Origin of the sequence: Microbacterium sp. K35, from assembly GCF_004794375.1 — a bacterium.
Taxonomy (GTDB): Bacteria; Actinomycetota; Actinomycetes; order Actinomycetales; family Microbacteriaceae; genus Microbacterium; species Microbacterium sufflavum.
Genome location: NZ_SSDM01000355.1, coordinates 1 through 11,409 on the forward strand (window position 1 = coordinate 1; position 11,409 = coordinate 11,409).

Sequence of the window (11,409 nt, forward strand, 5' to 3'; positions counted from 1 at the left end):
GAGGTGCGCGAGGGGGGCGAACGGCCCGACGCGACCTCGCCAGGGGGCCGGGGCGACTGGGCCAGGCGGTCGGCCTGCGCCACGCGCTGCACGATGGGATCGACGCGGTCACGGGCGCGGAGCACAACGGCGCCCGCGCGGAGCTGTGGCTCGGGGCGCCGGTCGCGGATGTGTCGCAGGGGCCGAGAGTCGGGGTCGCGGGGCTCGCGGGGACGGACGCCTTCCCGTGGCGGTTCTGGATCCCGGACGACCCGACCGTGTCGGCGTTCCGGTGGGGGCGCGGTGCCGCCGAGGCCGCGGCACTGGGGGCGACCCTGCCCGTGCTAGACTGACTCTTTGTCTGCGCACGCTCCTGTGCGTAGTTCGCATGCTTCCCCTTCCGCGGCCGAGAGATCGGCGGGTCGAGGTTGCGTGCAGACAAGGGATCTTGGGTGGGGCCGTCCGGCCTCACGGTAATGAAGGAGTCATCATCATGGCAGCAGTGTGCCAGGTGACCGGAGCTGTTCCCGGCTTCGGTCACAACGTCTCGCACTCGCACCGCCGGACGAAGCGCCGCTTCGACCCGAACGTGCAGAAGAAGACCTATTTCGTGCCCTCGCTCGGTCGTAAGATCACGCTCAACGTGTCCGCCAAGGGCATCAAGGTGATCGACGCGCGCGGCATCGAGAACGTCGTCAAGGACCTCCAGGCGAAGGGTGTGAAGCTCTAATGGCCAAGAAGGCTCAGGACGTCCGTCCGATCATCAAGCTGCGTTCCACGGCGGGTACGGGTTACACGTACGTGACCAAGAAGAACCGCCGCAACACCCCCGACCGCCTCGTGCTGAAGAAGTACGACCCGGTCATCCGTCAGCACGTCGAATTCCGAGAGGAGCGTTGATCCATGGCTAAGAAGAGCAAGATCGCGCGCAACGAGCAGCGCAAGGTCATCGTCGAGCGCTACGCCGAGCGTCGTGCCGAGCTGAAGAAGACCCTGGTCGACCCGAACGCCACCGACGAGGCCCGCGAGGCCGCTCGCGTCGGCCTGCAGAAGCTGCCGCGCAACGCGTCGCCGGCTCGCGTGCGTTCGCGCGACGTCATCGACGGCCGCCCCCGCGGTGTCCTCACGAAGTTCGGCATCTCGCGTGTCCGCTTCCGTGACATGGCACACCGTGGCGAGCTGCCCGGCGTGACCAAGTCGAGCTGGTAAGTCTCCGCCGTCGACAGGGGCGAGGATCTTCGGATCCTCGCCCCTTTCGCGTGCCCCCGCGTCTCCGCGGTTCGCGGCTCGGGTGAGCGCCGACGCGCTCCGGCGATCGCGAGAGTGCCGCGAGATCGGGGCAGACCGGCAGGGGTGGGTGGCGCTCGCGGACGCCGATCCCGTGATCGTCGGCGCCGTCCCGCGCGAGGGCATGAGCCTCCCGAATTCTGTGACACGTGTGACCAAAGTGGCGCGACACGCCGGGTAATTGGTCAAAACCCGCGAAATGACGCGGAAATCCGGGTGGTGGTTGGTACATTCAAGGCGGTCACTCGACCAACGGGAGGCACCCGCCTCTCGCACCCACAACGATGCGACGGTCCTTCGTCGCTGGAGGATGACATGGCTGACAAGTCCATCACCAAGACCGAGCTCGTCGCGAGCATCGCTTCCGCCACCGGCCAGAGCCAGGCCACCGTCTCCGGTGTCCTCGACTCGCTGTTCGCCACGGTCTCCGACGCTGTCGCCAAGGGCAGCAAGGTCTCGATCCCGGGCTGGATCTCCTTCGAGCAGGTCGACACCGCTGCTCGCACGGGCCGCAACCCGCAGACCGGCGCCGAGATCAAGATCCCCGCTGGCAAGCGCGTCAAGGTGACCGCCGGCTCCAAGCTCAAGGCTGCCGTCAAGTAAGACCGCACCCGTTCGAAGGCCGCTCCCGATCCGGGAGCGGCCTTCGTGCTTTCCCCCCGTCCAGCGCGCCTAGGCTGGAGGGGTGAGTTCCCGCACCGAGACGCCGAGCACGACGTCGGCGTATCGCGTCGCCGGCGTCGTCATCCTGCTGGCGGCGGGTCTCGTCGCCCTCGTGTGGGCGCTGCTCATCGGCGGCGGCGCCAAGCCGCCCCTGCTGCAGGACCCGGGGCCCGTGGTGCTGTGGGGCACACCGATCGCCAAGCTCGTGATGAACATCTCGGGCGCGCTCATGCTCGGGTCGCTCGTGCTCGCTCTGTTCGCACTCCGCGCGGGCGAGCGGTCGTTCGACAGGGCACTGAACATCGCGTCGATCGGTGCCGCGGTGTTCACGGTCTCGGCCGGTCTCGCCGGCTTCCTCGCCTTCATGGCGGCGTTCAACCCGAAGCTCAGCATCGAGCGGGAGTTCGGTGCACAGCTCGGACGGTTCCTGCTGGAGCTGCCGCTCGGACAGTCGTGGCTCATCACCACGATCCTCGGCGCCGTGATCACGGTGCTCGCGTTCGCCTGGCGGTCCTGGACGCCCACCCTGATCACGGCCCTGCTCGCCGCGGTGTCGTTCCTGCCGCTGGCGACCCAGGGCCATGCGGGCGACCTCGACGGCCACAACATGGCGGTCAACTCGATCCTGCTGCACACCATCGGGGCCGCGGTGTGGCTGGGCGGCCTGCTGCTGCTGGTGCTGCTGCGCGGAGAGCCCGGCATCGACCGCGCCCGCCTGGTGTCGCGCTACTCCTCGCTCGCCATCGCGGCCTTCGCGGTCGTGGCGCTCTCCGGCTTCACACGGTCGATCGTCGCGGTGGGGTCCTGGGAGGCGGTGTGGTCGACGCCATACGGCACGATCGTGATCGCGAAGGCCGTGCTGCTGGTCGGCATGGGCCTGCTCGGCGCCTGGTACCGCGCCCGACTCATCCCGAAGCTCGACGGTGACCGCGCCAACCGCTGGTTCTGGCTGCTGGTGCTGGGCGAGGTCGCGCTGATGGGGCTCGCCTCGGGCGCAGCGGCGGCCCTCGCGCGCACGCCTCCGCCCACGGGCGAGACCGCCGCTTTCGCGCAGACCCCGGCGCAGATCCTCACCGGCTCCCTGCTTCCCCCCGAGCTCACGCTGGCGCGGTGGTTCACGGCGTGGGACATCGACGTGCTGTGGCTGGTGGCTGCCGGGTTCGGGCTCTTCCTCTACCTCGCGGGCGTGCGGCGGCTGCGCCTGCGCGGCGACCGCTGGCCGATCCACCGCACCGTCTTCTGGGTGCTCGGCATGCTGATGCTGGTGTGGGTGACGGGCGGGCCCATCAACGCGTATCAGGAGTACCTGTTCAGCGTGCACATGCTCGGGCACATGATGCTCTCGATGGCGATCCCGCTGCTGCTCGTCTCGGGTGCACCCATCACCCTGGCGTTGCGCGCGATCCACAAGCGCGACGACGGCACCCGCGGCGGCCGCGAGTGGATCATGTGGGCCGTGCACTCGCCGTTCGCGCGCGTGGTGACCCACCCGTTCGTCGCGGCCGCGATCTTCATCGTGTCGCTGTGGGCGTTCTACTTCACCGACCTGGTGCGCTGGTCGATGTACGAGCACCTCGGGCACGAGTGGATGGTCATCCACTTCCTGATCTCGGGCTACCTGTTCGTGATGAGCCTGATCGGTGCCGACCCCGTGCCGTACCGGCTGCCGTACCCCGGCCGGCTCATCACCCTCATCGCCGTGATGGCCATGCACGCGTTCTTCGGCATGGCGATCATGATGCAGGAGGGGCTGATGGTCGCCGACTGGTTCGGCGCGATGGGCCGCGACTGGGGCGCCGATCCCATGACCGATCAGTACGTGGGCGGCGGCATCGCCTGGTCGATCGGAGAGATCCCGACGCTGATCCTCGCCATCACGGTCGCGATCCAGTGGAGCCGCAGCGACACCAAGCTGCAGAAGCGTCGCGACCGGCACGCCGACCGCACGGGCGACGCCGAGCTGGAGGAGTACAACGCGCGCCTCGCCGAGCTCGCGGCGCGGGACCAGCGCGCGGCGGAGCGCCAGGCCCAGCGCGACCGGCGCTGATCCCCGGCGTCAGTCCTCGGCGGGCTCGTCGGGAGAGCCGACCCTGATCGACGCGGAGCCGTCGGGGAGGATCGCGATGGTGCCGTTCACGCGGAACGGCACGTCTTCCGACACCGGCTCGACCGAGCCGTCGAACAGCGACTGGATCTCGACCTCGACGTGGGCCACCGCATCGGCCGGCGGGATCTGCCACTGACCGTCCTCGGCGGGGACGACCGCGATCTGGGGCTGACTCGTGATCGACCAGGTGGGCGGTGCGGAGATGCGGTTCGTCACGCGCAGGCCGAACGGGCACGCGGTGGGCTGCAGCACCTCCTGGGTCGTGCACTGCGTGAGGAACTCCTCGACGCGCTGCTGCACCACCGACACGAACTCGGGGGTCGGCTCGGTCTGCACGTCGAGCGGCGTGACGGCGAGCGGCTTGTCGGCGAGCACCCCGTGGCCGGACGACGTCGAGATCGCGGTGTCGACCGTGACGGAGTAGACGCCGGGGGTGAAGACGAGCAGCGGCAGGGGGTCGAGCGGCTGGGCCTCGGCCCCCGCGACGGACACCTGCCGACGATCGACCTCGAACCCGTTCACGGCGAAGCGGTCGGAGCCGCGCACGGTGAGCTGGACCACCGCGAGAGGGCTCGTGGTGAACCGCCAGTCGGGGGTGACGCCGGCCCAGCCGTCCTGCTGCACCTGGAAGGTCGTGGTGCCGTGATGGCCACCGGCCGTGTAGCCGACGGTGACGGCAGTGCCCTCGCCGGAGGGCCGTTCGGACTTCACCTCGATGTCGGTGAGGGGGCCGAGCGCGGAGCGCCGCAGCATCGCCTCCGAGGCGCGGGGGTCGATGCCGGCCTTCTCGAGCGTCTCGCGGTCGATGGCGACACCGGGCACCCGGAGCGCATCGGCCGCGCGGCCGGATGCGAGCAGGTCGAGGTAGCGCACCACGAACGCCGAGGGGCCGTAGAACTGCTGGTAGAGGGTCGCGCCGCCCGCCCCGATCGCGGCGAACAGCATCACGCCGACGACGGCGAGCATGGTCAGATCCACGCCCAGGCGCGCACGCCGGGGCGTGCTCCTCCCGGCCCGCTCCATGGCGTCAGTCTAGGAGGGAGTCCTGGGGGGACGCCGAGCGTCGGCGCCCCGCGACTCCCGGCGCGACGTAGCATGGGTGGGCGCCCCCGTCCGCCCCTGCAGCCCTGAGAGAACCGTGTCCCTTCCCGCCCTGTCCGAGGAGCAGCAGGAGCTGTTCCGCCTCATCGAGGACACCGGGGAGCACGTGTTCATCACCGGCCGCGCCGGCACCGGCAAGTCGACGCTCCTGCAGCACTTCGCCTGGAACACGAAGAAGCAGATCGCGATCTGCGCGCCCACCGGTGTCGCCGCGCTGAACGTCGAGGGGCAGACGATCCACTCGCTGTTCCGGCTCCCGATCGGGCTGATCGGCGACGCGGACATCGACCAGAACGATGCCACCCGGCGCATCCTGAATGCGATCGAGACCCTCGTGATCGATGAGATCTCGATGGTCAACGCCGACCTCATGGACGCGATCGACCGCTCGCTGCGGCAGGCCCGCGGACGCAGGGGCGAACCGTTCGGCGGTGTGCAGGTGGTGATGTTCGGCGACCCGTACCAGCTCGCGCCGGTCCCGCCGCGCGGCGACGAGGCCCGCTACGTGAAGGACCACTACCGCTCCTTCTGGTTCTTCGACGCGAAGGTGTGGGCGGGCGGCTCCGGGCTCTCCGACCAGGAGGGCCTGTTCCAGGTCGACACCAGGGCCGAGCTGCACGTGCGGGAGCTGGTGCAGATCCACCGGCAGTCCGACGACGGGTTCAAGGCGATGCTCAACGCCGTGCGCTACGGCCGGGTGACCGCGGAGATCGCCGGGGTGCTGAACGCGCAGGGTGCCCGCACGCCGCCCGACCCCGAGCCGGGCGAGGTGCCGATGATCACCCTCGCGACGCGCAACGACATCGTGAACGGCATCAACGGCCGTCACCTCGCCGCCCTCCCCGGCAAGGAGCAGACCGCGCGCGCCGAGATCAACGGCGACTTCGGACGCGGCGAGGCCGCCCTGCCTGCCGAGTCGGAGCTCAAGCTCAAGGTCGGCGCGCAGGTGATGTTCCTCCGCAACGACACCGCCATGTCGGGCGAGCCGCCGCGCTGGGTCAACGGCACCATCGGCACCGTCACCCGCATTCTCGGCGGGGCCGTGCGGGTGGAGATCGACGGCGAGGAGGTGGAGGTCGAGCCGGCCGTGTGGGAACGGTTCCGCTACGCCTACGACCCGAACACGAAGAAGCTGTCGCGCGACGTGGTGGCGGAGTTCACGCAGTTCCCGCTGCGGCTCGCGTGGGCCGTGACCATCCACAAGTCGCAGGGCAAGACCTATGACCGCGCGATCATCGACCTCGGCTCCGGGGCGTTCGCGCCGGGACAGACCTATGTGGCGCTGAGCCGTCTGACCTCGCTCGACGGGCTGTACCTGTCGCGACCGTTGCGGCCGAGCGACATCCGGGTCGACGAGGACGTACGGCGCTTCATGCGCGACGCGTGGCTGGCGGCGTCGACGCCGGAGCTTCCCACGGGCTGAACCGCGGTGGACGCCCTTCGTCTCGCGGGCGCTCGCTCAGGGCCCGGTGAGGGCGCTCAGGCGGCGGCGCGGGCGCGGTCGAGGTCTTCGAACAGCTCCGTGTTGAACCGGTAGGCGAGCAGCACCTCGTCGATCACGCGCTCGCGCTCCGCCTCGTCCCACGGGGCGGCGTCGAGCTGTTCGCGGTACACGTCCTTGAAGGCGGACGGGTCGGCGATGTCGTCGAACAGGTAGAAGCCGACGCCGTTGGTCTCGAAGCCGAAGCGGCGGGACATGACGCGGCCGATGAAGATGCCGCCGGAGAGGTCGCCGAGGTAGCGCGTGTAGTGGTGGGCGACGAAGCCCCCGGCCCAGGTCGCGCCCACCTGGCGGATGCGCTCCACGTAGCGCTGCGTGGTGGGCAGCGGCGTGATCCGGTCGCGCCAGTCCGCGCCGAGCAGGAACTCGAGGTCGGCCTCGAGCGCGGGGAGGCGGGTGAGCTTGTCGCTGAGGAACACGGAGGCGACGGGGTCGGTGCGCATGCGGTCGCCCGCGCTCTCGAGGGCCTCGTAGATGAAGTAGTGCTGCGCGACGAGCGCGATGTAGTCCTCGCGGGAACCCTCGCCCTTGAGCAGGTCGGACATGAAGCCGGCCGTCTCGCTGCGCGAGTGCGACCCGGAGGAGCGCTCGCGGAGGGCGGCGGAGAAGGAGAGGATCTCGGGCATGGCCCCAGTGTAAGGGCAGCCTAACCTTGGACGGAAGTCCGAGTCGGTGCGGAGTCAGTCGTGCGGCCGCGGCTCGACGCCCAGGCGCGCGCACGCCGCGTCGTACAGCGCCACGACCTCGCGCCGCACCTCGGGGCGCTCCGTGATCGGGCCGCCGGGCCACGGCACGCGCAGCGTCGAGGTGGAGCCGCCGCGGGTGACCTCCCACACGCCGGCCTCGCCGTCGAAGCCGGTCATGACGGACGCCGTCGGCTCCTGGTCGGCGGGCTCGGCGAAGGCGCGGGCGATCAGCAGGTTGTCGTCGGTGTGGTCGCCGTTCATGTGGCGGAGCACGGCGGCGATCACGTCGGGAGCGAAGTCGTGGGGCACCCTCACACCCTACGGGCCGCGATCGGCGCGGTCCCGCGAGGCGGACTTCCAGCATCCTCGCTCTAGACTCGGGAGATACGTCCTCGGGGGTTCCTTCACATGCAGCTTCTCTCGTCGCGCCGGTGGCGCGCCGCAGCGGCCACGGCCGTCGTGCTCGGGCTCGTCCTCACCGGTTGTTCGTCCGAGGACTCCTTCAGCTACACGCCGCCCGACCAGGTCGACGCCTCCCTGCCCGACGACACCGTCGCGGCGATGCAGACCGCGGTCGACAACGCGCTCACCGCGTCGGGTGCGTCCGGAGCCATCGTCGGCGTCTGGGTGCCGTGGAGCGGCAGCTGGGTCGCAGCGGCCGGCACGCAGGACAAGGAGGGCGGAGCCGAGCTGACGACGGACATGTCGTTCCGCATCGCCGACGTCACGCGCCTCATGACGTGCGACGTGCTGTACGCGCTCGCCGACGAGGGCACCGTGGAGCTCGACGCGAAGGTGCCCACCTACGTCTCCGGCGTCGCGGACATGACCGACGTGACCCTGCTCGACCTCTGCAACGGCACGAGCGGCGCCGGGTCGTCCGAGGAGACCGCCAAGGCCGCCTGGATCAACACCCCCGAGCGCGTGTGGGCTCCGCTCGAGCTCGCCGGCTACGGCCTCGGCCGCGCCAGGGTGGCCCCGCACACGACCTTCCGCGACTCCGACGCGGGCTACCTGCTGCTCGGCCTCGCGCTCGAGCGCGCCACCGGCATGACCGCGCGCGAGCTCATCGCGGAGTACGTCACCGAGCCCCTCGGCCTCACGCAGACCGAGCTGCCCACGCCGCAGGCCGCCCCGCCGGTGCCCGAGCCCGCCATGAACGGCCACTACATGTCGGCTGTCGAGGGCGGCTTCAACTGCGCGGCCCCGGTCGACATCACCACCCTCTCGTCGAGCTCCGGCTTCACCGACTCCGGCGTCGTGTCGACCATCACCGACCTCGGCCGCTACGCCCAGGCGGAGGCCGCGCAGGCGCTGCGCACGAAGGAAGAGCCCGCGCGCTTCGGCTCGCCGCTGCCCGTGTCCGACACGGCCGCGTCGTGGTTCCAGGCCACCGGCGGTGCCTACCTCGTCGGCTCGATGGTCGGCCAGCACGGCTGGACCCCCGGCTATGCGACCGCCGCCTACTCCGACCCGGCCACCGGGTTCACGGTCGCCGTGGTGCTGAACGACTCCACCGCCGGGGCGCTGTTCGCCCAGCAGCTGTCGTGGGAGCTCGCGGCCATCGCGTCGAAGGCCCCCGCCGCGTCCGGGCAGACCGCCCCCGACTTCGGGCTGCCGTTCACCGCGGAGCAGTACCACCAGGCCACCACGGACGCCGCGCTCCCGTGCGTCGCCCCCGCGGAGGAGTGAGCACCGGCTGATCGGAAGGGGTCGTCGTGGCGATCGTCGACAACGCGATCTACGTGGACGGCGTCCGCACGGAGAACCCGCGGACCCTCAGCGAGACGTTCGAGCGCATGCGCGAGCGACGCGGCATGAGCTGGATCGGGCTGTACCGGCCGAGTCCGGAGGAGATCCGCGCCGTGGCCGACGAGTTCGCCCTCCACGAGCTCGTGGTGGAGGACGCGCTGTCCGGCCACCAGCGCTCCAAGCTCGAGCGCTACGGTGACGTGCTGTTCATGGTGCTGCGACCCGCCCGCTACCTCGACGACCTGGAGGAGGTCGAGTTCGGCGAGGTGCACGTGCTCGTCGGGCCGGACTTCGTGGTGACCATCCGCCACGCGGAGGCCCCGGATCTGGCGCGGGTGCGCCGCCGCCTCGAGGCCAACCCCGCGCTGCTCTCCCACGGGCCGGAGGCCGTGCTGTACGCGATCCTCGACGAGGTGGTCGACGAGTACGCCCCCGTGCTCGCCGGCCTCGAGAACGACATCGACGAGATCGAGAGCCAGCTCTTCGAGGAGGATGTGGACGCCACGCAGCGCATCTACGACCTGGGCCGCGAGGTGATCGACTTCCAGCGTGCCACCCAGCCGCTCGTCGGCATGCTCGAGGCGCTCCTGCGCGGTTCCGACAAGTACCGGGTGAGCGAGGAACTGCAGCGGTACCTGCGCGACGTGCTCGACCACACCCTGCGCGTGAGCGACAGGGCGACCACGTTCCGCACCGTGCTCGACAACGCGCTCACGGTCGAGTCGACCATCGTCGCGCGCCGCCAGAACGAGGAGATGCGGCGCATGACCGAGCTCAGCATCCGGCAGAACGAAGAGGTGAAGAAGATCTCCGGCTGGGCGGCGATCCTGTTCGCCCCGACCCTGGTCGGCACGATCTACGGCATGAACTTCGACCACATGCCCGAGCTGCACTGGCTGCTCGGCTATCCGATGGCGCTCGCGCTCATGGTCGCGATGGGCCTCGGACTCTACGCGGCGTTCAAGAACAAGGGATGGCTCTGACGCCGTGGGATGATCGCAGGATGGAACTCGTGGCGGGAATCGACTCCTCGACCCAGTCCTGCAAGGTCGTCATCGCCGACGCCCTCTCCGGTCGGGTGATCCGCGAGGGGCGTGCACCGCACCCGCCGGGCACCGAGGTCGACCCGGAGGAGTGGTGGCGCGCGCTGCAGGCCGCGATCGCCGCGGCGGGCGGGTTCGACGACGTGCGGGCCTGGGCGATCAGCGGACAGCAGCACGGCATGGTCGCGCTCGACGGCCGGGGACGGGTCGTGCGACCGGCCCTGCTGTGGAACGATCTGCGCTCGGCAGACGCGGCGGCCGCCCTGATCGCGGAGCATGGCGCCGCCGCCCTCGCCGAGCGCACGGGCCTGGTGCCCGTGCCGTCGTTCACGCTCACCAAGGTGCGGTGGCTGCGCGAGCACGAGCCGGAGCACGCCGCGCAGGTGCGAGCGGTCGCCCTGCCCCACGACTGGCTCACCTGGCGGTTGCGCGGCTTCGGACCGGACGCGCCGCGCGGAGCCGACCTCGACGAGCTGATCACCGACCGTTCCGAGGCCTCGGGCACCGGGTACTGGACGGACGCGGGTTACGACCGCGAACTGTTCGGCGCCGCGCTCGGCCGCGACGCGATCCTGCCCCGTGTGCTCGCGCACGATGCGGCCGTGACCGATGCGGACGGGCGCCGCGTCGGCCCGGGGTCGGGCGACAACGCCGGTGCGGCGCTGGGGCTCGGCGCGGCCGTGGGCGACGTGGTGGTGTCGATCGGCACGAGCGGCACGGTGTTCGCCACGAGTGCCCACCGCACGATCGACCCGTCGGGCATGGTCGCGGGCTTCGCCGACGCGGCCGGGGGCCACCTGCCTCTCGTCGCGACCGTGAACGCGGCGCGCGTGCTCGACACACTGGCCACGCTGCTCGCGGTGGACCACGAGGAGCTCGGGCGGCTCGCGCTCGCCGCCGACCCGGGTGCCGGGGGACTGGTGCTGGAGCCGTACTTCGAGGGGGAGCGCACGCCGAACCTGCCCGACGCCACGGGCACCCTGTTCGGCATGACCCTCGCGGCCACCACGCGCGAGAACCTGGCGCGTTCCGCGTTCGAGGGCGTGCTGGGCGGTCTGCGCTACGGCCTCGACGCGATCCGCGCGCTCGGGGTGCCGACGGCGCGGGGCATCCTGATCGGCGGCGGCGCCCGGTCGGCGGCGGTCAGGGAGATCGCGCCGCTCATCCTCGACATCCCGATGACGGCACCGCCCGCGGGTGAGTTCGTCGCCTGGGGCATGGCGCGTCAGGCCGCCCGCACGCTCGGGCACGAGCTGCCGCCCGCGGCCTGATCCGCGCGGCTCAGGCCCC

The 11,409-nt window shown here is 70.9% G+C and carries 13 protein-coding genes; 10 read left to right on the top strand and 3 right to left on the bottom strand.

Translation table 11 applies throughout. The features are described 5' to 3' along the window. From DW299_RS14215 to DW299_RS14240, 6 genes are all read left to right on the top strand, one after another. The coding region (locus tag DW299_RS14215; protein ID WP_205814411.1) for a DNA-3-methyladenine glycosylase at positions 1 to 332 on the top strand (332 nt) is incomplete at its 5' end. Between the two features lie 140 nt (positions 333 to 472). Continuing rightward, a complete protein-coding gene (gene rpmB, locus DW299_RS14220) occupies positions 473 to 709 on the top strand; it encodes a 50S ribosomal protein L28 (RefSeq protein WP_025102729.1) in 237 nt (78 codons plus the stop codon). Further along, the gene (rpmG, locus tag DW299_RS14225) at positions 709 to 879 is read left to right on the top strand and encodes a 50S ribosomal protein L33 (RefSeq protein WP_017203558.1); all 171 of its coding nucleotides are present in this window, start codon (positions 709 to 711) and stop codon (positions 877 to 879) included. Before rpmB ends, rpmG begins: the two co-directional genes overlap by 1 nt. A gap of 3 nt (positions 880 to 882) precedes the next feature. Further along, positions 883 to 1,188, top strand: a complete 306-nt coding sequence (gene rpsN / locus DW299_RS14230) for a 30S ribosomal protein S14 (protein WP_017829734.1) — start codon at positions 883 to 885, stop codon at positions 1,186 to 1,188. Between the two features lie 393 nt (positions 1,189 to 1,581). Beyond that, positions 1,582 to 1,869, top strand: a complete 288-nt coding sequence (locus DW299_RS14235; protein WP_017203554.1) for an HU family DNA-binding protein — start codon at positions 1,582 to 1,584, stop codon at positions 1,867 to 1,869. A gap of 82 nt (positions 1,870 to 1,951) precedes the next feature. Then, positions 1,952 to 3,976: a bifunctional copper resistance protein CopD/cytochrome c oxidase assembly protein gene (locus tag DW299_RS14240; RefSeq protein WP_136036974.1), complete on the top strand. Its 2,025-nt coding sequence runs from the start codon at positions 1,952 to 1,954 to the stop codon at positions 3,974 to 3,976. A gap of 9 nt (positions 3,977 to 3,985) precedes the next feature. Here DW299_RS14240 and DW299_RS14245 read toward each other — a convergent pair whose 3' ends face one another. Next, positions 3,986 to 5,059, bottom strand: a complete 1,074-nt coding sequence (locus tag DW299_RS14245) for a hypothetical protein (RefSeq protein ID WP_136036975.1) — start codon at positions 5,057 to 5,059, stop codon at positions 3,986 to 3,988. Positions 5,060 to 5,174: 115 nt separating this feature from the next. Between DW299_RS14245 and DW299_RS14250 the strand changes: the two genes are divergently transcribed. Beyond that, positions 5,175 to 6,560 (top strand): ATP-dependent DNA helicase, encoded by a 1,386-nt coding sequence (locus DW299_RS14250; protein ID WP_136036976.1) that lies wholly within the window; start codon positions 5,175 to 5,177, stop codon positions 6,558 to 6,560. Between the two features lie 56 nt (positions 6,561 to 6,616). Here DW299_RS14250 and DW299_RS14255 read toward each other — a convergent pair whose 3' ends face one another. Continuing rightward, positions 6,617 to 7,264, bottom strand: a complete 648-nt coding sequence (locus DW299_RS14255; protein WP_240744512.1) for a biliverdin-producing heme oxygenase — start codon at positions 7,262 to 7,264, stop codon at positions 6,617 to 6,619. A gap of 54 nt (positions 7,265 to 7,318) precedes the next feature. Continuing rightward, positions 7,319 to 7,633 carry a DUF2470 domain-containing protein gene (locus DW299_RS19540; RefSeq protein WP_136044268.1) on the bottom strand — a complete coding sequence of 105 codons (315 nt, stop codon included), beginning with the start codon at positions 7,631 to 7,633 and terminating at the stop codon, positions 7,319 to 7,321. A 99-nt stretch (positions 7,634 to 7,732) separates the two neighbouring features. Between DW299_RS19540 and DW299_RS14260 the strand changes: the two genes are divergently transcribed. Genes DW299_RS14260 through DW299_RS14270 form a run of 3 tightly spaced genes read left to right on the top strand, consistent with a single transcriptional unit; the run spans position 7,733 to position 11,390 of the window. Continuing rightward, positions 7,733 to 9,016 (top strand): serine hydrolase domain-containing protein, encoded by a 1,284-nt coding sequence (locus tag DW299_RS14260; protein WP_136029698.1) that lies wholly within the window; start codon positions 7,733 to 7,735, stop codon positions 9,014 to 9,016. Positions 9,017 to 9,042: 26 nt separating this feature from the next. Then, positions 9,043 to 10,059, top strand: a complete 1,017-nt coding sequence (corA, locus tag DW299_RS14265; protein WP_136029700.1) for a magnesium/cobalt transporter CorA — start codon at positions 9,043 to 9,045, stop codon at positions 10,057 to 10,059. A gap of 20 nt (positions 10,060 to 10,079) precedes the next feature. Beyond that, positions 10,080 to 11,390 carry an FGGY family carbohydrate kinase gene (locus DW299_RS14270; RefSeq protein ID WP_136036977.1) on the top strand — a complete coding sequence of 437 codons (1,311 nt, stop codon included), beginning with the start codon at positions 10,080 to 10,082 and terminating at the stop codon, positions 11,388 to 11,390. Positions 11,391 to 11,409 lie beyond the last annotated feature (19 nt).

Coding starts and splice junctions, on each gene's coding strand:
- rpmB (WP_025102729.1), top strand. CDS start 473: ATGGCAGCAGTGTGCCAGGTGACCGGAGCTGTTCCCGGCTTCGGTCAC.
- rpmG (WP_017203558.1), top strand. CDS start 709: ATGGCCAAGAAGGCTCAGGACGTCCGTCCGATCATCAAGCTGCGTTCC.
- rpsN (WP_017829734.1), top strand. CDS start 883: ATGGCTAAGAAGAGCAAGATCGCGCGCAACGAGCAGCGCAAGGTCATC.
- DW299_RS14235 (WP_017203554.1), top strand. CDS start 1,582: ATGGCTGACAAGTCCATCACCAAGACCGAGCTCGTCGCGAGCATCGCT.
- DW299_RS14245 (WP_136036975.1), bottom strand. CDS start 5,059: ATGGAGCGGGCCGGGAGGAGCACGCCCCGGCGTGCGCGCCTGGGCGTG.
- DW299_RS14255 (WP_240744512.1), bottom strand. CDS start 7,264: ATGCCCGAGATCCTCTCCTTCTCCGCCGCCCTCCGCGAGCGCTCCTCC.
- DW299_RS14260 (WP_136029698.1), top strand. CDS start 7,733: ATGCAGCTTCTCTCGTCGCGCCGGTGGCGCGCCGCAGCGGCCACGGCC.
- DW299_RS14270 (WP_136036977.1), top strand. CDS start 10,080: ATGGAACTCGTGGCGGGAATCGACTCCTCGACCCAGTCCTGCAAGGTC.